The sequence below is a fragment of the Mesorhizobium sp. M0152 genome (genome assembly GCF_040322415.1).
Classification (GTDB): domain Bacteria; phylum Pseudomonadota; class Alphaproteobacteria; order Rhizobiales; family Rhizobiaceae; genus Mesorhizobium.
Map to the genome: position 1 here is coordinate 93,443 of NZ_JAMYTH010000020.1, position 21,881 is coordinate 115,323.

Below are 21,881 nucleotides of genomic sequence, written 5' to 3' on the forward strand. Positions count from 1 at the left end.
CTAGAGTCGCTCCTCGAAAAGCGCGATCAGCCGAGAAGAGCCCTGGTCCGAGCGCGACGCCCGCATGTGCCAAACCGTGTTCCGAACATGGCCAATTGGCTGCCGAACGATGAGGCCGATCAATTGCGCTTTGAGTTTGCCCAGAAAATGGAGCCGCTAAGACACGCTGCTTATTTTTTGCCAGAGCGCCTCAGCAAAAAAGCCCGCCCCGCGGCAGGCCTCGTTCGTCCGGCAGCGCCTGGTGCTCAGAGACTCGTCGCCGAAATGCACCGGCACCGGCTCCTCCCCGCCCCGGTCACCGATTAAGTGTTTTGTGAACAGCATCGCACTTTGCTAACATTGCCGTCACTGCGCTCGGCGAGGAAATCGCAGCATGTCGGGGAAGGGTCCGGTCGCGCTGCCGGTGGCGTCGGTGGCAACAGGTTTTCTGGGCGGCAACGGCAACAGTGCGTCTGAAGCCCGGCATGAGCGGCGGATCCTGACCGCGCTCTGCTACGATCTTGTCGGATCGACCGACCTGCTTGCCATCTTGGATATCGAAGAATTCGAGGAACTGATATCAGCCTTCCAGCGGGCGGCGAGACAGGCGGTCGCGTCGTGCTCGGGTGCCGTCAGGGTCGAGGTCGGCGATGGCGGTGTTGCCCTGTTTCCTGCCGAAATAGACGCCAAGGACGCGGCATCGCTGGCGATCCGGGCCGGGCTCGAAATCATCGACGCCTGCAGGCGCGTCGGTTCGGACAAAGGCTGCGCCGATTTGCATGTCCGGGTCGGAGTCGCGACATCGATGACCCTGATTCAAAAGGGTGATGCCGACACCGCTCATGACAATGTCACCGGCCCTGCCTTCGCGATGGCGACGCGGCTCCAGGCCCTCGCGCAGCCGGATACGGTGGTGGTCTCTGACGAGACGCGCAATCTGGCGCGACGGTCGCATGTGTTCAGCTTCCGGGGCATCCATGCGATCAAGGGGTTTGCCGAGCCGGAGCGGATCTGGCATGCGCTGAGCCACAAGCGCGAGGTCGACCGCTTCTTCGCCTTCGGGCGGCTGAGCAGTCCGCTCGTCGATCGCGAGGCCGAGCTAGGCACGATCGCCGAAGCATGGGACAGCGCCGTTGCAGGAAACGGCGGCGTGGTGGTGATCGAAGGCGAGGCCGGGATCGGCAAGTCGCGCATTCTTCACGAAGTGCGCCGGCGCACGCGTCACCAGCGCGCGAAACTGCTGCTCTTCCAGTGCACGCCCGGCGGCTTGCGCTCGACGCTGCATCCGCTGCTGCAGAACGTGCGCAGCGATCTCGCCAACAACGAAGGACAGCTGAGCGCTGGCGCCGTGGCGGAAGTATTCCGCGATCATGACGTTCGCGATCCCGAAATCATCGACATCTTCTCCTTCCTGCTCGGCGCTGCGGGAGCCGATCCGGCGCTCAAGGAGATCGATGCGGGGGCGATGCGCGAGAAAGCCAATTGGGCGGTTCGCCACTCGCTCGAAGCCCTGTGCGCCAGTGGACCGATCGTCCTGTTGGTCGAGGACATCCATTGGATCGACCTGACGTCGAGACAATTGTTGGCTGACCTTGCACAGTCGGCCCGTCACTTCCGGGCGCTTGTCATCGCAACCACACGCCCTGGATCCGGGAGCTGGCTGGCAGCATCGAATCCAAGGTATATCGCGCTAAAGCCCCTCAACCGCGAGCAAACGCGGCTGGCGATCGCGGCCATGTGGCCGCAAGGCAAGCCGTCCACTTCCCCGGAATTGCTCGACGTGGTGGAACGCGTGACGGGAGGCGTCCCGCTGTTCATCGAAGAAATCTGCCAGTGGATGACTGAGAACGCGGTCTCGGCGACGGATCGGCTGGCACAGACCGCGACGCGCAGTCATGCCTCGATGTTCGAAAGCGTGCTCGAGGCCAGGCTCGAAACGCTGGGGCCGGCACGGGAGGTCGCGCGCGCTGCGGCCGTCGTGGGCAATCGTTTCAATCAGGAATTGCTTCGCGCGCTGTTGCCGGAGCTCGACGATGATGTCATCGCAAACGCACTGAATTCGCTGAGCGAGGCCGGGTTCCTGATCCGCGTGCGGCCTTCAGGCGTTCCCGTCTACGGCGTGCGCCATGCGCTTATCCAGGAGACGATCTACAACGCAACGCTGCGCAAGAGACGGCAGGCCTTGCACCGGCGGCTGTTTGCCGCGGTGAGCCGCAACCGAAACCTGGCCGGGTGGCTGGGGACTGCCGAGGTCGCCGAGCACGCCGAGCGCGCAGGCCTTCTGGAGGACGCGATCGGTCAGTTTGTGATCGCAGGCACGGAAAGCTCGTCCCGCTCGGCAATGGCGGAAGCAAGGCAGATACTCGAACATGCGTTGGAGCTCTGCGAGCGGGTTGCCGCGACCGAAATGCGAGACGCGCTGCGGCTATCGGCAATGGTCGTGCTCGGTCCCATCCTGACCGCTGTCGAGGGGCCGAACTCGGCGCCCGCCCGCAAATTATACGAGGACGGCGTGGTGATCGCCCGGCGGCGGCCGGTAGCCGAACGGGCCAAGTGGTTCCCGATCTACTGGGGCTGGTGGTTTACCGATACTGTCATGGACGGCGAGCGCGCCGAAGTCGTGCTCAGCGATCTCAGGGATGTCGAGGACGCCGAAGTGCAACTCCAGGCCAGGCATTGCGTGTGGGCAATCGACTTCAATCTTGGCCGCCACGACCGCTGCATCGCGGCCGTCGACGTCGGGCTTTCGCTCTATGAGCACGGCCGGGGCAAAGCGAATGCTGCGTTGTTCGGCGGGCATGACGCGAGGGTCTGCGGGCTCGCTCACCGCGCCTTGTCGTTGTGGTTCGTCGGAAAGCCGGCAAGCGCGATCCATTCGATGTCGGAAGCCAGGAGCTGGGCGCACGAAACCGGACATGCCGGCAGCATCGCGCATGCCTACCTCAACGAGGCGATGCTGCATTGCTATCGCCGCGATTTTTCGGCGCTGCGAAGCGTGATAGCGGATCTGCGCCACTTGACGGAGCGCCATCATATGCCCGCCCTCGCTGCCGCCGCACAAATCTTCGAAGGCTGGTGCGACGGCAACGCCGGCCAGGTCGAGAGCGGCAGGGAAAAAATGCGGCAAGGTCTTGGCCTCCATGGCGAGTTCCAGACACCTGAGGACGAACCGGTCTATTGCAGCATGCTGGCAGAGCTTTTGACACGAACTGCCGAGATCGATGAGGCGCTGGCGCTGCTGGGCTCGGCTGCGGCGCAGGCCGAGGCCGGCGGCAGCCGCTTCTGGCTGGCAGAGCTCTACCGGCGAAGGGCGGAGCTACTTCTTCTCCAGGGCTACGCGAAGGCGGACGTGATCGCTGCCCTCGAAAAGAGCATCGCCATAGCCGCGGAGCAAAGCGCGGTGCCTTTTCTCCTCAGTGCATACGAGATCCTTCAATCATCAGGCCTGGCACCTGAACTGTCGTGGCGCTTTCGCGACCGGGTCGAACGTGCGAAATCCGCTCTCGAGCCGGGCGCCGCGCTGATCGTCAATCCCGAACCGGCCGTCCGGCACTAGCCGGCCCTGCAAGAGCGTCCGCGATGCTGGAGCGATATGAACGCCTGGGTCCGCCGCCCGATGAGGCGCTGGCGCGGCTGATAAAGATGCGCAAAGCCCTGGGCATCACGCGGATCGCCGACCTTACCGGGCTCGACAAGCTCGGCATCCCCGTCGTGCAGGTGACAAGGCCTTTCTCGCTCTCCAACGTGGTCGCGCAAGGCAAGGGCGCCACCCTGGCGCAAGCCGCCATATCGGCCATGCTGGAATCGGCCGAGAGCTTCTTTGCAGAGCAGGTGGCGAATTTCGACACAGTCGTCGGCTGCGCCGATCAATTGGGCATCCCGCCCGATCGTTTCGAACGCCATCTCCAGCACGGCACCGCGCCCGGATGGCGGGGCAGGGAGACGGCGTGGGTAGCCGCCGACAATCTTCTCACCGGCAGCCGTGACCTGGTCCCGTTCGAGCTCGTGCATACCGCCTATGTACTGCCGTCACTTCCCCATGACGGCACTTTCGCGGCATCGACGAGCGGTCTGGCCGCAGGCTTCGAGGAGCCGGATGCCAGCGTTCATGGCATGCTTGAATGCATCGAACGCGACGCGATCGCCACGGCATACCGGACCCACGGTTTTTTCCACCGTCAACGCATCGATCCCGAGACGATCGATGATCCGTCGCTGCGCGATCTCCTGGAGACTTTGGCGGCCAAGAACGTGCTGGTCGGCCTTTGGCAAGCTGTGTCGCCGTTGGGCATACCGGTGGTTTGGTGCCATCTGCTGGAAGACGAACCGACGGAAAAGGTCCTTCTGGATCATCCGGCTGATGGTTCGGCTGCCGGTTTCAGTCCCGCCGGCGCGGCGGCGAACGCCATCTACGAAGCGGCCCAGGCCCGTCTGGCGGCGATCTCGGGCGCGCGCGATGACCTGACGCGCGCGTTCTATCCGAAATACCCCGATCGGCAGATGATAGCAGCGCATCGCCGGCTCCTCCGCGATGGCCCGCGCAGCGTGGATTTCCGTGCGCTCCCCGAGCAGAAGTTCAATACGGCGTCGGACGGGCTGTCGGTTCTCCTGGCAATTCTCGAAGAGAGAGGATTCGATGCGGTTCACCTGGTCCGGGTGATAACGAAACCGCTCGACGACCTGTCGGTTGTCAGGATCGTCATCCCCGCCTTGCGGCCGCTCTTGCAGGGATAGAGACCATGCGCCCGAAACTCGTCTTCACCGGCCCCACCCTGTCCCATCCCGACGCGTTGAAGGTCGTTGATGCGGTCTGCCTTCCCCCGGCCGTGCAAGGCTCGATCGTTTCGGCCGTACAGCGTTTCGACCCGAGTGCGATCCTTGTCATCGACGGCGGTTTTCAGGCCGAGCCCGCGGTTCGGCACAAGGAAATCCTGTGGGCCCTCAGCCGCGGCATTCATGTCGTCGGCGCGGCCAGCATGGGTGCCCTTCGAGCAGCCGAGCTGTTCCCCCATATGCAGGGCGTCGGGCTTATCTACCGATGGTATCGCCGCTTCGCCTTTGCCCCCGACGACGCAGTAGCGGTATTGCATGGACCGGCTGAGGTGAATTTCACTCCATTGACGCATGCGATGATTGACCTGCGCCGGACACTTCGCGCTGCTTGCCGGCGCGGCATGATTTCACCCCAACAGCAGGCGAAGCTCGAGGGTGCGGCACAGGCCGTCAACTTTCGCGAGCGCACCCTCGCACGCATGGTCCGGGATGCGCACGACGGCAAGGACGACGTCGAGAAATTGTGCAGGGAGCTCGGCGCGGCTTTCGTCCAGCAAAAAAAGCAAGATGCCCTGCGGGCACTCGAACTTTTGCGGGAGCAAGCATTTGAAAAAGCGCACCCCATGCCGGAATTACAGCTAACGTCGGCCTTTTCCAAGGATATGGATGATACGGGGCTGGCGCTGTAGGACCTGACCTCTTGGCGGCCCACGATTTACGCAGCGTAAGCGCCGTGATAGCGTGGTTAGCGTCAGAGGGGAGCAAGCAATTGGACGCGGTCGATCGTGTCGTTGCGCAAGATGCGTTGCTGGGAACGCGGTTCCTGGTCTACCCGCAGGTCCCTCACCTTTCCGGTTACGGAACACCCGAAACAGTATGGATTTCTACTCCACCCGAGCTGATCCGCTCCGGCCCGGAAGATCACCGCATCTACGTTCGTGATCCGCTCCTCGACAAGGAGCCTTACGACTACCCTTATCTGCCACCGTTTGTCGGCGAAATCTTTCCGCCTGCAGAGGCTGGCTTTGACGGCCATTTCGATCAGCTTTCCCTGACCTCGCGGCAGTTCCTTTCTGCGCACGCTTTCGCCTCGGTCAGCCGCGTGCTGGACATCTGGGAAAGCTACCTCGGCAAATCGATTGTCTGGTACTTCGCCGAGACCTACGAGCGGCTCGAAATCATCCCCTTCGTCGACTGGGAGAATGCGCAATCGGGCTATGGCTATCTGGAACTCGGCCGCGAGCGCGGCATCGACGGACGCGACTATCCGTATGCACTCAACTTCGATGTGATCGCACATGAGGTCGGCCACGCCATCTTGTTTTCGCTGTTCGGGACACCAGCCGGCGGCCTGGCCCAAGGCGATTTCGGACCGTTCCACGAGGCCAGCTCGGATCTGGTCTCGCTCTTGTCCTTCCTGAATTTCGACAGCGGCATGGACCGGCTGCTGCGGCACTGCGATGGCAACCTGCTTGTTCTCAATGAATTGAACCGGATAGCCGAGCTGACTGGCGATCGGCAGATCCGCCTCGCCAGCAATGCACGCCGCATGTCGGAGGTGACGGCGGAAATCCATGACAGGTCACGGCCGTTCACGGGGGCCGTGTTCGACACGATCGTCGACGTCTACCACGCGGCACTGGTGCACAAGGGGTTGGCCGACAAGCGGCTGCTGGGGATTGATATCAAGGATGTCGACCAGTCCGACATGCAGCGCATCTCGGATTTCACGTCCCGCGCCTTTCGCGCTCGGCCCTTGATGTTCAAGAGCATGCTGATCAGAGCAAGGGACGAGGTGGCTCTCGCCCTTGCGCAGGCGTGGCCCCGCCTCGATGCGGATGACCTGTCGTTCGAAAAGGCCGCGGTGATGGTGGTGGACGCCAGCGATCGGGTCGCGCCGATGCTCGCGGAAAAATTCGACGAGAACTTCAGATGGCGGGAGATCTTGTGAGCTGAACGATGTAACAAAAAGGAGCGAGGGAAATGGGCGACGATTATCACAGGCCAACCTACACTACGCGCGATCCCCACAGTGCATTCAATGCGACGCAAGTACGCTTGTATGGCATACCGGGCTTGCCGCGATTGAAAACGACAAATGATATAGCAGAGGTAAATACTGCAATCATAAATAATCAATTTGCTCTTGTTGGCGCGAGGATCGGAATTGATCCCCCTACAGGCGATGACGCGATGACATTTCTGAAAAATATATTTGATAACAATGCAACCAACAGTTCGTACGTTTTTGTCAATTCGATCATCGCCAACTACATGGTCATGATCGGCGCAATCGACGTCAGGCCATCAGAGCCCAAGACGGAATTCACCTCCGGGGTGATATTCGGTTACGCATATGAAGGGCACACGTACGATTTGCCAAAACCCAAGATCATGCTGATTCCAGCAGCTCCGGAACCAAAGATTCCCGACGATGACTCCGGATATGACGAGAAGCAGCTAGAGGGCTATGCGGTCTGGATCGTGGACAAGCTCAACCAATGCGTCGAATTCGAAATGAACCAGGGGTTCGTTGAGCAGATCGTCCTCGAGGCGAACCTTCCAGGCAAGCGCTCACCGACGATGTACGCTTCCAAGATGACCGTGGGGCACCGTGGCGGAAAGCTGAACGACTAGAACATTCTGTGATGTGACGGAAATCGTGAGGGATGCGAAGTACGAACCAATATGGAGCCGCCGAGGAAGAATCCTTGATGAAGGCCCGCAAGTCGGGGTTGATGACGTCCGCGTGCGTCGTCAGGCATTCCGTGCGGGTGAGGAATCTGTCTTAGGTCGTGAACCCATAAACGGTGAATGATTGAGACGCTGGAATGCAATCACCCGCCGGTTTAAAATCTGGCTATGCCGTTCGCCCGCAAACTCATTCTTCACGTTCCGGTGTCGGACGAAACCTTGCTCGATGACTTTGTTGAGCAATGTCTGAATGACGGTGTGTCGCTCGTGGCCGTAGTCGGACCGGGCTGCGCGAGGATCGAAGACGTTATCGACGAGATTGTCGCCGGTGACGGAAGCGACCAGACACGGTTTCTATGTACGACTTCTCATCCGGATGAGCTATTCGAGGATGTGTTGAACATGGCAAAGACATGGGAGTTCGAGCGCGGCGATCCCGTCGAAGAGGTCCGGCTGTAAGGTCGCTGACCCTCCGAAAATTCGGCTTCTATGCCACGCCGTTTTCTGATTCAGGCTCCGCATGAGCCGATATGACCGGACTGACTTCGAATGCGCGTGATCGAGCCGCTGTTCCCCAACAAGCCGCGAAGGGTGCCGGGCGTAGATGATCGGCGCGTGCCTGAACGGCATCTTCTGGGTGCTGCGATCCGGTGCGCCATGGCGTGATCTGCCGAGCGATACGGCCCACGCACCACCTGCCACAAAGGCTGCCATGCTGTCTTGGGCTATTGCACTGTGCGTCCACAGCCGAAGCGCTGGCGGGCCAGTTTTACGATGTAGCCAGCATCCACGCGGAGCGATGCAGCATGAAAAGCGCAAGCACGATCCGGCGCGGCTCGACCTGTTTGCCTGGGCGGCAACACGGCCGACGTCCAAGATCATCAGCGCCATCCCAGGCCTCGCCAAACGCATGTGGAGGGAACGGGATATGGTGCAGCCAACAACAACCCGCCGCATGTGGTGCCGCTGCGGAGGCGAGCATGATCGTCGCCTGTTCCCTTGGGGAACACCCGCATTCGGACCAGCGTCCGACACCGGCCTATCGCTCCGCCGGCATCAACAGGACCCTCGGCCACCTCGCCGAGGCCGTGGAGCAAATGCCCGACGATAGCTTATTGGCCGAGCACGAAGCCGAACACGGCGCGCTCGGCATCCATAGACGCGGTGGCCGCAGTGCTCGAACGCCAGTGGTGGAAGCGCTGGCCGGAAGATCGAGACGAGTGATGCGGGCTTGGCTTTCACATGCCGAGCGTCTGAGTGCTTCCGGAAGGCTGAACAGCCTCGGCGAACAACTCCGCCGCCGCCTGGACCTTTTCTGCCGCATCGTCGACCCTATCGAAGCGCTTCAGCACCCGATCGTGCAGCATCGACAACTTCGCGGAATGATAGAGCACGCTACGCAAGGTGTCCGTCCGAGTTCAACGGTTCAAACAGCATTGTCATGGCGGCAAATCCTCAGTGTATTGGGATGATCTTCGCGAGGCGCCTTCTGGCCGCTTTCGCACTCGCCTGCTCGGCCCGAATGCGGCTGCAAAGGGCGAGACTGACGGCGAGCCCAACGTTGTCGTCGAGCATCATCTTCGCCTGCTTGAGAGAGAGTTCCGCTCGCTTCACTCGTTGCCTGGCGATCGCTTGTTCCAAAACCAGAAGCTCAACCATTTTGCCGCATCCTTTGCCTCTGCGATCCCTTCCATTAGAAAACCGTCACGTATCGGTTTAGTTCCGGTTGCTGCGGGGGGCGCATGACGGACCCGCTCGACATCCTCGCCGATCATCTGCAAGGGCTCGCCGATCAGGTATGGCCGACAAAGGCCAGTATGCCGGCGGCGCCTTCGTCACCTTCAAGGCCGACAAGCGCAAGCGTCTGTGGGACCGCGTGCAGGGCAAGGCCGGTGGGCCAGTGCCAGTAGGCCTCAAGAGCGACAAGGCCGAATGGCTGAAGCCTGGTCTTGTCGGTCGCGTGCGGTTTCTGAAGGGGGAGGAGAAGCTTCGGCACGCGAAGCTCCTCATCGTCGATACGTTTGCGGCCGCAGTGACGTCAGGCTGAGAGAGCCCAAGAAGTGCTCGCGCCGCTCGAAGCTGATCGGGTGATGCCATGCTGTATTGACCTAGGCCGTAGACCACTACCGCGGAGCCAGATACGAACGGAGACGAGTTTGAGGGCGCCAAGATAGTTTTCTGCCAGCTTGTCCTATCGAGTTGCGATGCGACGGAACTGCTTGGCTTTGTTGAAGAAGCGCTCAACGAGGTTGCGCGCCTCGGCGTGCTCTATCGCCGCCTGCAATATTGATTCGCGGATCGTGCCTACCAGTTCCCAAAAGCCGGAAGCGCCAAAGTCGAAAACGGTTCGCACAGCATCGATAGCCGCGTGATCCAACAGTCGAGCCCGTAGCGGCTTGAGCAACGCCTTGGCGACCGTCAGCTTGCCGCTTGCCGGTGCCCCATGAAGGAAGATCAGCTTCATGTAGGCAATCCTAGATCAGATCCGGATCGCAGCGCACTGGCTATTCAGCTCCCACTCTTCCGAGAACGGTTGAACCGGAAAGATAGATCCAACCAAGCCGTTTGACCCCGCGCTGGCAGCTGCTGAGTAGGCGAAGTCCGCATCGCCTCGATCGCGCCACTTGCCGACCTCAGCACCTCTAAGCGCGAACGTCTGGTGTGATGCCCGATGCGCGCGTTTGTAGGGCATCTCGCTGTTACATAGCGGTGACAAAAGCACCGCCACGGTGGCGTCAACCGGTTACGCAGGGCAGGAAATATCTCCGACCTTCTGGGAGTGGCGTGTCAGCGTCCCCAGAGGCTGCGTGGGCGTGTCGTCGGTTGGCTGTTAGCGCCGCGACTGGAACGCTCCACGCCTCGCAAGCGGGATAGCGAAATCTCGTGAAGGCAAGGTCGAGCTGCGTTTTCCGTTCTGTATCGGCGACGGGCGGCGACCGGGAGAGATGGATACCATGCACATGGGGCGTCTGGAAGTTGGCAGGGCATGGACACGGGGCGGCCCGCGTGCAGACGCTTGGCTGAGCGGTGCAATGACAACGCAGCGCCACCTCGCAGCGATCCTGGCTTGCGACGTGGTCGGCTATTCGCGCCTGACGGAGCGCGACGAGCGCGGCACGCTCGAGCGGCTGAAGTTCTACCGCAAGGATCTCCTCGGACCGCTGGTCTCAGAGCACCAGGGTCGGATCGTCAAGCTCACCGGCGACGGCATGCTGTGCGAGTTCGCGAGCGTCGTTAACGCGGTGACCTCGGCGATGGCGATCCAGCAGGCCCTGGCAGAACACGAGGCGGAGACGCCCGAGGAAGAGCGGATCCGCTTCCGCATCGGCGTCAATCTCGGCGACGTGGTCTGCGAGGAGGACGGCGACCTCTACGGCGACGCGGTCAACATCGCCGCCCGCCTCGAAAGCATCGCTGATCCCGGCACCGTGGTCGTCTCGGGCACGGCCTACGACCACCTTCAGGGCAAACTCGGCTGCGGCTTCACGCCGCTCGGCAACCTGCGCCTCAAGAACATCGAGCGGCCTGTGCGCGCCTACCGCGTCGAGACCGACGCCAGCGTCTCGGTGGCTGCCCTGCCTCCGCTGCCCGAGAAACCCTCGATCGCGGTTCTGCCCTTCACCAACATGAGCGGCGATCCCGACCAGGAATACTTCGCCGACGGGTTGGTGGAGGACATCATCACGGGATTGAGCCGGGTGAACTCCTTCTTCGTGATCGCCCGCAACTCGTCCTTCACCTACAAGGGCCGGGCGGTAGACCTGCGCCAGGTAGGGCGCGAGCTGGGCGTCCGCTACGTGCTCGAAGGCAGCATCCGCAGAGCAGGATCGCGGGTGCGCATCAGTGGGCAGTTGGTGGACGCGATCAGCGGACACCATGTCTGGGCCGGCCGCTTCGAGGGCGACGTGAGCGACATCTTCGACCTGCAGGACAAGGTGACCGAGAGCGTCGTCGGCGCTGTCGAACCGAGCATCCGGCTGGAGGAGATCAAGCAGGCGCGCATGAAGCCGACCGACTACATCGGTGCCTATGACCTCTACCTTCGTGCGCTGCCGCGCTTCTACAGCATGACGCGCGAAGGCTTCGCCGACGTGCGCCGGCTCACCAACGAGGCGCTCAGCATCGACCCTGGCTTCAACTTGGCGAAGGCACTCGGCGCCTATATCCGCAGCCTATCCGTGAGCCAGTGCTGGCACGAGCCCGACGATATCCGAGTCGCGGCGCGCATGGCGCGCGAGGTGCTGGCGGACGCGCGAGACGATCCGACAAGCTTGCGTTTCGCCGCGCAGGTGATCGCCTTCAGCGCGAAGGAATACGAGATGGCGCTGGGCACGATCGAACGATCCCTGCTGCTCAACCCCAATTCGGCGCAGGGCCATACGGGCAGCGGCTGGGTGAACGCACATTCCAGCCGCCCGCTCGTCGCGATCGAGCACTTTCACAGGGCAATGCGGCTGAGCCCGGTCGACCCCGAGAAGGGCATCGCGCTCTCCGGCATCGGGATGAGCTACCTTATGCTCGAGCGTTACGAGGAAGCGCTGGCATGGGGAGAACGCGCGCTGCACGAGATGCCGAACTACGGCTCCTCGCACCGGGTGGTGATCATGGCGCTGGTTAAACTCAACCGGCTCGACGAGGCGCAGGCGGCGACGCGGCGGCTGATGGAAGCGTTCCCCACCTACACGCTCACCCTGCAGAGACAGATCAACCCGTGGCTGGACAAGGTGTTCGCCGCGCGTTACGTCGAGGCGCTGGGCATCTCCGGCGTGCCGGCGTGATCGTCGCGGTTGCAAAGATGCCCTCTCCTGCGCGTCATCTCCGGCGAGGCGACGTCCCTTGAGCCCGCGACACGCGTCGCGTGGTCTCGCTCTCTCGGTCGGCGAAAGATATGAGGCGGCCGAAAAAGAGTTCGAGCAGGCTATCGCAAGTGATCCCAGTCTGTTTGAAGCGCATCATTTCGACGCGCGCGCAAGGCAAGCTCAAGCAGGCTTCCCACCACTACGAACGTGCCGCCGAGATCAAGCCCGATGATTACCAGTCTGTTCTCCTGCTTATGCAGGTTTATCGTTCTCTAGGGCGGCCAGAAGACGAACGGGAAGCGGCTCGCAGAGGGGTAGGACGCGCCGAGCGCGAATTGGTCAACTACCTTGAGAACCCCCGGCCAGCCTATCTCAGTGTTTAGGCGCTCCATCGCGGTATAATCCGAGCCCATGCGCCAACGCAGTGTATGATGAAAGCTATGCGGTATTGCGCGATCAAGCTGGACTGCGATGCGTGTTCGCTGAAGCTGCGGTGTTGTCCGAAGGCGCCAGCGCGCAACAAGGGTCGTTGGCTAGCGCGGAACGTCTGTCAACGAGCTTAGTGCCCGCCGGATGGAATCGCGCGAAAACGGCTTCTCGACAATTGGTCGACCAGACCGTGCAAGGAAGCGCGCCGCAGCGCCGCCGAGCGTGTCGCCGGTAACGAAAACGAAGCGCTCCGCTATGCCCGAGGTTGCCTGACAGGCCCAGTCGAACAAGGCGGGACCGTCGGTGTTCGGCATCCGCAGATCGCAAAAGATCACATCGAAAACAGCACTCATCAGCGCTGCCTTGGCGGCGGCGCCGTCCTCGACGATCCTGACGGCAAAACCTTCAGCCTTTAGTAGTTCTGCAATCGTTTCTCCAACCTCCCGCTCGTCATCGACCACAAGGGCTGTACTACCGATGCCCGCGACCGAGTGCGCCGCAACACCTTCGACTGAATCTGACAAAGTGCAGGCCTCCACCGGCAACAGCAACCGGAAATGCGCGCCGTCCGCACGGTCAAGCAGGGCCAGCCGTCCATTGTGCGACTGCACCACGCCGAGCGAGAAAGCGAGCCCGATCCCAGTGCCCGCACCCTGAGCCTTGGTGGTAAAAAACGGATCGAAAATGCGATTCCGGATCTCGGCGGGCACACCGGGGCCATTGTCGGCGATCACGATCTGGAGGTCATTGCCTTCAAGCGCCGTTTCGATCTCGATCCGCCGCGGTCCCGGTATCTCCTGCAGGGCGTGTTGCGCGTTGACGATCAGGTTGTAGAACACCTGATGCATCTGGTCAGGGTCGAGTTCCAGAGGCGGCAGGCTCTCGGCGAGCCGGCATTGCACCTCGATGCCTGCCGTGCGCAAACCGTAGCCGGCAATATCGAGAACCGCGCGGATCAGATCGTTGACGTCGACACTGCGGCGCTCCGGCTGGCGTTGTCGCGCCATTGCCAGGAAGGTCTTCACGATGCGCGCGCAGCGCTCGGCGGCGAGCCTGATCTTGCCGGCCCGCTGTGCGTGGGCGGTTCCGGCTACGAATTCTTCCAGCAACTGGGCCTGCGCCACGACGACCGCCAAGGGGTTGTTGAGTTCGTGCGAAACGCCGGCAAGGAGCGAACCAAGTGCGTTGAGCCGCTCGCTCTGCGCCAATGCCTCGCGCGACCGCGCCAGTTCGGCTTCAGCCGCCTTGGTTGCGGTGAGATCAAGAATGCTGCCGACGATCACCGGTCGGTCGTCCAGCTCGATGTGGCGCCAACTCAGCGATACGGGAAACACGGAGCCGTCCAGACGCCGAAGCTGAGCCTCCACGCCGTCGGCGCGCGGCTGCTGACCTGACAGGGCTTTGAGGCGCCGATAGTCTTCCCGTGTGGCGAACCAGCGGTGCCGCCGGAATCGGTCCTCGTCATGCGGGCCTATACCCATGATCTCGCGGAAGGCGGGATTAGCGCTAATCAGCTGCCGCGTTCGCGAGTCTATGAACACGACCGGAACCGGATGATGGTGAGTGAGGTCTCGGAAGCGCCGCTCGCTTCGTAGCAGGCGCTCGGCCGCGCGCTTCTGCTCGGAAATGTCGATATCGAAGCCGCCGATGCGCGCCTGCTGCTGATCGGCCCCCAGAACCGGAAAGCGGACGACAAGGGTCCAGGCATAGTCGACCGCGTTTTCTAGAAATTCCTCGATTGCAATCGCCTGTCCCGATTCCAGGACGCGGCGATCGTTTTCCGCGATCATCGCGGCCTCCTGGGGCCCGAAAATGTCGGCCGCGCTTAATCCGATCGCGCTCTCGGCCGGCCGGCCGAAGACCTTTCCCATTTCGGGATTAGCGATCAGATAGCGCCCGTCGGTATCCTTCAGGTACATGCCTACGGGAGCATGCTTCATGAACGCCGCCAACCGGGCTTCGCTGGCACGCAGAGCGGCGTCGACAGCGTGGCGCTGCGACAGGTCGCGCAAGCTCGCCGTGAAGAAGCGACATTTGCCGCTCCGGGCTTCGGTGATCGTTAGTTCCACCGGAAACTCGGTCCCGTTCGCTCGCATCGCAGTCTGCTCTGTTCGACGCCCGAGCAACCGCGGGGCGCCACCCGCAAGATAGACGGCAAGTCCGTTTGCGTGCGCCTTGCGCAGATGCGGCGGGACGATGAGCTCCGAGATCTCTCTGCCGACCGCTTCAGCGCGCGAATAGCCGAAGGTCGCCTCGGCCGCCGGGTTGAATTCCACAACCAATCCGGCTTCGTCCGTGACGATCACGCAGTCGAGCGATGAGCGAACCACCGAAGCGAGGATCGCCTCTTGCAATGCGTTATCGGCGTCGTCTTCCTGCAAGGGCGGGCACTCCGCGATGACCCGTCGGAACGCTGGCCGTCGGGCAGGCAAGCATGTCATTATCCTGAGTTCCGGCAAGATGCTGAATCCGACCGCAGTACGGTGCGGAGGTGGGGAAGCTTGCACCAGCAGGACAAGCAGCGCCATCCTTGCCGTTTGAACCGGTCATCGGCAACGAGCACAGAGCGCCAGAACCGGGCGTTCCCGACTCTACTCCAAACCTGACCTTCGCGCTACAGCTTGAGGCGACCCGGTGCGGACATCGATCCGAGTTCCCGACGGCTGACGTTAATGCCCGAGAAGTCTTTGATCGCAGGCCCTCGCCGTGCTCGGCGGCCTGGCGCTGGTCGCGGTGCGTGCAACCAGCAATATTGCTCAAACCGCGGCGGCAAAATCCTTTTCGCCGGTTGAAAGGCAAAGTCAGTTTGGCTCGCCGGTGGTCAGCGACGACTGGCAGCTCAAGCCGGCGGCGATGCTGAGCTTCGCCGCCATAACCCCGAATGCCTTTGGCAACCTCTCAGAGCTTTTTGGCCCGTGCGCGTGAGACGTCGTTCCGGTCAAAAATGGCCAAGCCCCCGAAGAGGACAACGAAACCGACGATTGCGATCCAGCCAATGATCTGTCGCATCCGATCCTGTCGCTCTGGCATTTGAAGCGCCTCGACCTTCGGCCACATCACGTTGATATACCCGTCCCGCTCTGCGATCAGACCTTGGTCCTCCGTGCCGATTTCGAGCATTACGCCTTTGATGGGACCCTCGGTCATCACCATGACGTGGGCAGGAGCTTCTCGTGCGATCACTTCCCCGTTGCGGCTCACCTGTGCCCAGCCCCAAAGGGCGATTTCGGGCCGTACCTTCGGCAACTTGCCCGTGCCGACGCCAGTATTGCCATGCATTTCGTGCTCATAAGCCACGCCTGACCATGTCGTATAGTTGCCGAGCGGGTGGCGCGGCATCGGCTTGTCAATGCTGACCGTATAAGCAACGTCGCCGGCGGTGAACTCGGCCGAGACTCGCAAACCATCCGTGTTCTGTACATGCGACCAGCGGTTGCCCATCTCCACGGTTTGGATTGATATGGTGCCGGTCATGGGCACGGTGCTGTTCATCGCATACGGATCGGCCCCGGTCACCCGCATACCCTCGCCAGAAGCCCGTGCGGTTGCGATCAAACCGTCGGTGCCCCTCGATTGAGCGTGGGCAGGTTCGGTAGGGACACCCAGCAGGACTGCTAGCATCCCGATGCCGGCCACGCCGATTACGCGCCGCTTCTTCATCAGCCAACCGCCGACCCACCAGCCGATAAGTGCCGAAACGAAACCGCCCGGAAACGACAGCCACCAAAGATCCCTGTAGCCGGAATAATAAGGCTGATCGAGCGGCAGACCACGTGGCCCCAAATACATGTTGTAAGTGGTCCAGACGAAGGCGAGCATTAGCGCGCCGATGGTCCAGCCCAGCCGACCGGCACCGGCGTAAGCAGTCCAGACACAGACAAAAACGAAGCTGATCAAAAGGTGCTGGACGAAGAAGGTGATGCCTGGGAAGTTGCGCAACAGCACCGTCTGGGTCAAAACACCGTCTGCTGCAACGATGATCATCGCGGTCACAAGCCCGTAGACAACGAACCGCCACGTCTCCCCACGTTCGGTCTCAGCAACAACATGGTTGCGCCGCCAAAGCCACAGCGCCATCAGATAACCACCTAGGATCGCCAAGAAGTGCACCGGCACGCCGGTAGTCCACAGGTGATTAAAGTCGAGCCATTCGGGTTCCTGGGGCAGCCCCACGGGTGCAAGCCATTGATAGTAAATCTCCAGAATGAGCGTGTGGACCGCCGTCAGGACCAAGCCTGGAATGATGCCAATGCCGAGAAAGGCGGTGCCAAACAGAAAAACGGTTGCGATCAGGAAAGTCTTGGTTATCCAATAGGTCCAGTATGGATCATTTTCCCAAAGCAGGCCGTGGGCGATAGACGCATCGACGAATATAGCTGAAAGCGCCACAAGAATGCTGAACTTAATTGTATCTTTTGCGAGCAAAAACATCTGCACGCTCCCGCATTGCGCGATATTAACGCCAGTTTTCCATGTAAGTTCCCTCGTTGGGCTGAGCTGACAGAAACCTCTGCCCGTCGCTGGCGCGCTCTGTCCGCTGTCGGGACGAATTTCTCCGATGCGGCTTGGCGCTGCCGGTGCCCGCGCGCGCAACTGCTCAGTGATCAGGGACGAGTGATCTCGGGCATTCCGCTATCGACCTCGTTTTCTGATGAAGGCAAGTGTGGTAACGGATCAGGCTGCGGGAGCGCCCGGAATGAAGCTGATGGAGCGGCTTGAGCCCAAGCGGCGATAAACGACGTCGTCGTTCAGATTTTCATGCAATCGGGCTTCGTCCCGACCGAGCTCGAGTGGCCCTCGACCTGGACTGATCACATCGACCGTGACCGCACGCCATCGATCCCCAGGCACGAACTGGCCGGAGTGGTCACCGCCGCCTGGCTACGGTACGACGGGACTGTCGGTGGGCCAGCGGGTGTTCGGCTCAGATTGGTATCGTGACGGCACGCTCGCGGAGTCTGTAGCCATGGAAGCACGCAACCTTGCGCCACTACCTGGGATGTCGACTTCATCATGGGCGCGAGCCTGCCGATCTCGGTCTCACCGCGTGGCAGGGACTCTTTCAGCACGGCCGCCTTCAGGCGGGCCAGAGCGTCCTCGCTCACGGCGCGGCTGGCGCAGTCGGTTCGATGGTAGCGCAACTCGCACGAGAGGCCGGTGCCTACGTCATCGGCAGCGCGACGCGCCGCCGACCGTGAGAAGGTGCTCGATTTCGGCGCAAATGAATTCGTCGAGCTCGATAACGACGGCTTGGAAGACGTCGGTGGAGTCGATCTGGTGTTCGACGTCATCGGCGGCGACATCCAGAAGCGGTCCGCTGCCCTGATCCGAGCAGGAGGAACGCTGGTGACCGTCATCGGAGCGGCCGCGTCGCGGCCCACGGACGGCCTGGTGACCGACTTCGTTGTCGAATCCGACCGTGCTCCACTGATTGAGATCGTCCAGCGGGTGCGGGACGGACCACTGCGGTCGAACATCGGCAACATCTCGACCCTCGAGGGGGTCGTTTCCACCTTCAACTCGACCGAGCGACGCTCGGGGAAGACGATCATCCGCGTTCGTCCATGAGCGGCACGCGCCCATTCTGGATGGTCACCAGCCCCTCAGGGTAATAGGAAGGTGGAGACGGCCTAACCAGCTCTTCATCAATGCTTCACCATAGGGGCAATGGTTACGGAACCTTCCTGGTTGCTGCGGACTTCTGGAGTTCACTGTGGATCGGAACGAAGAGGTCCTCGATGAAAGTCACCGCAGCAGGAATCGACCGCATCAAGATCGGCAATGCCGATGCGAGTGGCCAGGGCGCGCACTTTGTCGTTTGGCTTTATCTTCAGGTCGACGAAGGCGGCACACAGACCGGTCAAGAACTGGTGGTGTCGGTGCCATACGATGCGCAGATGACGTTCGACGATCTCGCTACCCAGGCTTTCGAGAAGGCACACGCCATGCTTCTCGCCTGCTGCGAGATAGATGAGTCCACGTGGTGGAAGCAGTTCAACCGCAGCCTGGCACCGCTGCCCGAATGGACGCCCGGCGCCCAGTAGTGGGCAGACTCCCGAACCAAGCATTGATCAACCGTTGCGGCAGGCGGTCGACGCTGGTGTGGGGCTTGGAGGCAGAGGGGAGGGCAGATTCCTGACGGCCTGGGAGGTTCGGGGAGAGGCCCCGGCCACCCGTCATGGAGATCTGACATGGCAAAAAACGACATTCAGAAGATCGCGATGAGCCGAAGCAAGAGCAATCACTCTCGGCTCGGTAGAAAGCAGTTTTGGAGATCACCTCTGGCCCGGCACGCGACTTTTTCTTGGCCGTAACCTCGTCTCAACCGTTCGGACAACAAGATTCGTGGCAACCGGGAAAAATACTGCGTCTTAACGATTTAACCCCGCTCTAAGCTCAGAAGAGGGCCTTCGAGCTAGGCGACGGATTGCAGCCACGGAGCGGCAGACAGCGCTAGGCCGTAAACTCATAATTGTGGACCACTAACGGAAGCGATGGCAGAGGGCGTTTGACCGTGAGGCTCTGGAAGGTAGGATACCCCGATGCTCCACTTGAAGACCAGCGATGGGGCGAACTGCAGCATGCATACGGCCGCGCGGCGAACGTTCCGGGACTGCTGCGGGAGCTGCGCTCAGCCACCAGCCCCAAGAAAGACTATCAGGACGAGCCGTGGTATAGCCTCTGGTCTAGCCTTTGCCACCAAGGTGACGCTTATTCAGCCTCTTATGCAGCTGTTCCGCACATCGTGAAAATCGCAGCCGAGACGCGAACCCCCATCGATTTTTCATTCTTCCAGCTACCTGCAGCAATTGAAGTCGCCCGGAGAACGGGTCGAGGGCCTGAGATCCCTACCGAATGCGCCGACGATTATCACCGCGCTCTGGCGAGCCTGGGCGAGGTCGTGAGCCTCCATCGAAATGATGCTTGGAATCAATCCATGCTTTTGTCGGCAATGGCTGCACAGGCCGTTGCTAAGGGTCATGTCGATGTCGCGGAGGCCATACTGAATTTGGACAGCGATTTGATCGCCAAAATCAACAGGCTTGAGTTCAATTAGACTTTCCTTCTTCCCCCCAAGCTGATTCACCGTTGGCATGAGCCGATATGACCTGACCGATTTCGAATGACACTTGATCGAGCCCCTGTTGCCCAACAAGCCGCGAGGGGTGCCGCGCGTCGATGATCGGCGCGTGCTCAACGGCATCTTCTGGGTGCTGCGATCCGGTGCGCCGTGGCGCGAACCTGCCGGAACGGTATGGAGCGCGCACGACCTGTTACAATCGCTTCGTTCGATGGCGGAAAGCAGGTGTGTGGGACCGCCTCATGGACGATAATACCAAAGCCCATGACGGCAAGGTGCAGATGATCGATACATCCATTGTTCGCGTCCATCAGCAGGGTGCGACGGCAAAAAGGGGAATCGCAATCATTGCCTCGGTGGATCCCGAGGCGAGCTGACAACCCAAATCCATGCTCTTGTCGACGCCCAAGGCAGGCCGATCAAGCTGACGCTCACGGCAGGCCAGGCGAGCAACATCGCCTCCGCTGCGGACTTGATCACGGAATTGCCCGAAGGTGCCATGCTGCTCGCCGACAAGGCTACGATGCCAACGCATTGCGCACTGCTGTCACCGAGCGAAACGCATGGGCCAACATCCCGCCCAAGGCTAACCGCAAGGACCCGATCTGCTTCAGCCCCTTCCTCTATAAGTCGCGCAACCTCGTTGAGCGCTTCTTCAACAAGGCCAAGCAGTTCCGTCGCATCGCAACCCGATACGACAAGCTGGCAGAAAACTACCTTGCCGCCCTCAAACTCGTCGCAATCCGCATCTGGCTACGCGGTAATGAGTCTACGTCCTAGACCGCGATGCCCCGCCCAACCAGCCCCCGCCGCCACTATGGCGGCGAGGGTGAGGCCAGTCCGGCCTGCTCGTTTCATGGCGTGGCCCCAGGGCCGGTTTGGTCAAGATCGATGGCCTGCCCAGCGACCTAACACCCGCAGAGGCCAACCGTATCCCACAATGATCACAGCGATGGCCGCTATGCACAGCAGCGCAGGCTTCGTTGGATCACCGATGAGAGCCCTGCTCAGCAACGCCCGGTTTGCAGGCGGTCAGACTAAATATGTCGAGGTCAATTGGCCTCATACCCGGCAGCTTTGAAGAAGTTTCTGTATTTGGCCGGCTGCAACAGGTGGCAGATATCGCCGAGATCCTGGCAGCCTCAAAGGTTCTGAACGCTTTCTTTCGCAGCCGCGCGTCGCGCGCAAACCGACTATCAGCTGGAGGGCGGCGCCGCAATCGTCGCCCCTCCTGCTAAGACGGATCAATAATCACCGTTGTAGTACCGATCGTCGCAGGGCGCGGTGTAGATGCGACCGTAGCGGTCCTGGTAGCGGCAGAGCTGTTCGCCGCGACGCTGCGGGGTCGTGGCTGAACCGACGACCGCTCCGAGCAGCGCGCCGCTGGCCGCGCCGATGACCGTGCTCTTGGTGTTGCCGCCAATCGCCTGGCCGACGAGCGCGCCGCCGGCGCCGCCGATCAGCGCCCCGGTTCCGGCCCGCTGCTGACCCTCTGTCTGCGCGCAGCCTGCAAGTGCGGCGGCCACCAGAATTGTTGCAATGGCTTTGTGACGATTCATCGTGAGGTCTCCTTAAACGCCTGAAATCCCTATGCCTTGTCAGATCAGGCTGCTTTGCGGCGGAACGGCGGCAGCCGCACTCACGATATGAGACATGGTTTCTCGCTGGTTGATGATAGGCCGCAAGATTCTGATGAGCTGATTTGAGAAGACCAGCCCCATTAACCACGTGGGAGGCTTCAGCCTCATTTGCGGCGATTTAATTACGGTCATTCGCCGGATATTGCCAATGACGGCCAAGAGTGGCCTCGTTCCAAGGGCGCCCCGACCAAATGCCCGAACAGCGCTATGCTAGTTGTTGTGAATACTCTGGCCTTCGAAAGCTGTCTGTTGGGGCGGCGAGGTGAGGCCGCCCCTGCAGGCGTTAAATCCTGAGTTCCGGTCGTCGGGCGGATGGCAGCTTTGGCGCCACCACGGCCCTCAGCGCGGTCGCCTGCTACGGCAGCTTTCAGGAAACGGCAAAGCTGAGCTATACGGCCGAGATTGGGAAGGGTTTCGGGTGCCGTCGGGCGTACGAAAGCCTCTCATGCAGGAACCCGCGGGCCACAGTCGATGTCTATGGGGATT

At 61.4% G+C, this 21,881-nt stretch carries 17 protein-coding genes and 4 pseudogenes; 16 read left to right on the forward strand and 5 right to left on the reverse strand.

Annotated features, from left to right (window positions below; genetic code table 11):
* The first annotated feature begins 373 nt into the window (after nucleotides 1-373).
* The 8 genes and pseudogenes from NKJ26_RS20400 to NKJ26_RS20435 all read left to right on the forward strand — a co-directional run bounded on the left by NKJ26_RS20400 (nucleotide 374) and on the right by NKJ26_RS20435 (nucleotide 8,918).
* Nucleotides 374-3,535 carry an ATP-binding protein gene (locus NKJ26_RS20400; protein ID WP_352696700.1) on the forward strand — a complete coding sequence of 1,054 codons (3,162 nt, stop codon included), beginning with the start codon at nucleotides 374-376 and terminating at the stop codon, nucleotides 3,533-3,535.
* A 23-nt stretch (nucleotides 3,536-3,558) separates the two neighbouring features.
* Nucleotides 3,559-4,713 carry a YcaO-like family protein gene (locus NKJ26_RS20405; RefSeq protein WP_352696701.1) on the forward strand — a complete coding sequence of 385 codons (1,155 nt, stop codon included), beginning with the start codon at nucleotides 3,559-3,561 and terminating at the stop codon, nucleotides 4,711-4,713.
* Between the two features lie 5 nt (nucleotides 4,714-4,718).
* The gene (locus NKJ26_RS20410; protein WP_352696702.1) at nucleotides 4,719-5,441 is read left to right on the forward strand and encodes a TfuA-like protein; all 723 of its coding nucleotides are present in this window, start codon (nucleotides 4,719-4,721) and stop codon (nucleotides 5,439-5,441) included.
* Between the two features lie 80 nt (nucleotides 5,442-5,521).
* On the forward strand, nucleotides 5,522-6,703 hold the full coding sequence (locus NKJ26_RS20415) for a gluzincin family metallopeptidase (protein WP_352696703.1): 1,182 nt from the start codon (nucleotides 5,522-5,524) through the stop codon (nucleotides 6,701-6,703).
* Nucleotides 6,704-6,735: 32 nt separating this feature from the next.
* Entirely contained in the window at nucleotides 6,736-7,389 is a 654-nt protein-coding gene (locus NKJ26_RS20420) for a hypothetical protein (protein WP_352696704.1), read from the forward strand.
* A gap of 225 nt (nucleotides 7,390-7,614) precedes the next feature.
* A complete protein-coding gene (locus tag NKJ26_RS20425) occupies nucleotides 7,615-7,905 on the forward strand; it encodes a DUF7684 family protein (protein WP_352696705.1) in 291 nt (96 codons plus the stop codon).
* A gap of 61 nt (nucleotides 7,906-7,966) precedes the next feature.
* Nucleotides 7,967-8,148, forward strand: a pseudogene (locus NKJ26_RS20430) (transposase); the annotation flags it as partial.
* Between the two features lie 278 nt (nucleotides 8,149-8,426).
* Entirely contained in the window at nucleotides 8,427-8,918 is a 492-nt protein-coding gene (locus NKJ26_RS20435; RefSeq protein ID WP_352696706.1) for a hypothetical protein, read from the forward strand.
* On the opposite strand, the gene NKJ26_RS20440 is transcribed toward NKJ26_RS20435, so the two are convergent.
* Nucleotides 8,902-9,105: a hypothetical protein gene (locus NKJ26_RS20440; protein WP_352696707.1), complete on the reverse strand. Its 204-nt coding sequence runs from the start codon at nucleotides 9,103-9,105 to the stop codon at nucleotides 8,902-8,904. The genes NKJ26_RS20435 and NKJ26_RS20440 overlap by 17 nt on opposite strands.
* A 139-nt stretch (nucleotides 9,106-9,244) precedes the next feature.
* On the opposite strand from NKJ26_RS20440, the gene NKJ26_RS20445 reads away from it, so the two are divergent.
* Nucleotides 9,245-9,493: a hypothetical protein gene (locus NKJ26_RS20445; RefSeq protein WP_352696708.1), complete on the forward strand. Its 249-nt coding sequence runs from the start codon at nucleotides 9,245-9,247 to the stop codon at nucleotides 9,491-9,493.
* A gap of 87 nt (nucleotides 9,494-9,580) precedes the next feature.
* Here NKJ26_RS20445 and NKJ26_RS20450 read toward each other — a convergent pair.
* Nucleotides 9,581-9,700 (reverse strand): annotated as a pseudogene (locus NKJ26_RS20450) (IS5/IS1182 family transposase); the annotation flags it as partial.
* Nucleotides 9,701-10,478: 778 nt separating this feature from the next.
* Between NKJ26_RS20450 and NKJ26_RS20455 the strand changes: the two are divergent.
* Both NKJ26_RS20455 and NKJ26_RS20460 read left to right on the forward strand, forming a co-directional pair.
* Nucleotides 10,479-12,224: an adenylate/guanylate cyclase domain-containing protein gene (locus tag NKJ26_RS20455; RefSeq protein ID WP_352696709.1), complete on the forward strand. Its 1,746-nt coding sequence runs from the start codon at nucleotides 10,479-10,481 to the stop codon at nucleotides 12,222-12,224.
* A 164-nt stretch (nucleotides 12,225-12,388) separates the two neighbouring features.
* On the forward strand, nucleotides 12,389-12,628 hold the full coding sequence (locus NKJ26_RS20460; RefSeq protein ID WP_352696710.1) for a hypothetical protein: 240 nt from the start codon (nucleotides 12,389-12,391) through the stop codon (nucleotides 12,626-12,628).
* 150 nt (nucleotides 12,629-12,778) lie between these two features.
* Here the strand turns inward: NKJ26_RS20460 and NKJ26_RS20465 are convergent, their stop codons facing one another.
* Nucleotides 12,779-15,055, reverse strand: coding sequence for a hybrid sensor histidine kinase/response regulator (locus NKJ26_RS20465; RefSeq protein WP_352696711.1), 2,277 nt, complete (start codon nucleotides 15,053-15,055; stop codon nucleotides 12,779-12,781).
* 325 nt (nucleotides 15,056-15,380) lie between these two features.
* Between NKJ26_RS20465 and NKJ26_RS20470 the strand changes: the two genes are divergently transcribed.
* Complete coding sequence (locus tag NKJ26_RS20470; protein ID WP_352696712.1) at nucleotides 15,381-15,599, forward strand: hypothetical protein; 219 nt, start codon at nucleotides 15,381-15,383, stop codon at nucleotides 15,597-15,599.
* On the opposite strand, the gene NKJ26_RS20475 is transcribed toward NKJ26_RS20470, so the two are convergent.
* Nucleotides 15,573-17,105 (reverse strand): hypothetical protein, encoded by a 1,533-nt coding sequence (locus NKJ26_RS20475; protein ID WP_352696713.1) that lies wholly within the window; start codon nucleotides 17,103-17,105, stop codon nucleotides 15,573-15,575. The two genes, NKJ26_RS20470 and NKJ26_RS20475, sit on opposite strands and share 27 nt — an antisense overlap.
* 220 nt (nucleotides 17,106-17,325) lie before the next feature.
* Here NKJ26_RS20475 and NKJ26_RS20480 point away from each other — a divergent pair.
* The 4 genes and pseudogenes from NKJ26_RS20480 (at nucleotide 17,326) to NKJ26_RS20495 (ending at nucleotide 20,535) form a co-directional block, all read left to right on the forward strand.
* A pseudogene (locus NKJ26_RS20480) lies at nucleotides 17,326-18,242 on the forward strand (NADP-dependent oxidoreductase).
* Nucleotides 18,243-18,412: 170 nt separating this feature from the next.
* Nucleotides 18,413-18,718 (forward strand): hypothetical protein, encoded by a 306-nt coding sequence (locus NKJ26_RS20485; RefSeq protein WP_352696714.1) that lies wholly within the window; start codon nucleotides 18,413-18,415, stop codon nucleotides 18,716-18,718.
* 470 nt (nucleotides 18,719-19,188) lie between these two features.
* Nucleotides 19,189-19,731 (forward strand): hypothetical protein, encoded by a 543-nt coding sequence (locus tag NKJ26_RS20490; protein ID WP_352696718.1) that lies wholly within the window; start codon nucleotides 19,189-19,191, stop codon nucleotides 19,729-19,731.
* Nucleotides 19,732-19,804: 73 nt separating this feature from the next.
* A pseudogene (locus NKJ26_RS20495) lies at nucleotides 19,805-20,535 on the forward strand (IS5 family transposase).
* 464 nt (nucleotides 20,536-20,999) lie between these two features.
* On the opposite strand, the gene NKJ26_RS20500 reads toward NKJ26_RS20495, so the two are convergent.
* Nucleotides 21,000-21,314, reverse strand: coding sequence for a YMGG-like glycine zipper-containing protein (locus NKJ26_RS20500; protein ID WP_352696715.1), 315 nt, complete (start codon nucleotides 21,312-21,314; stop codon nucleotides 21,000-21,002).
* Between the last annotated feature and the right edge of the window lie 567 nt (nucleotides 21,315-21,881).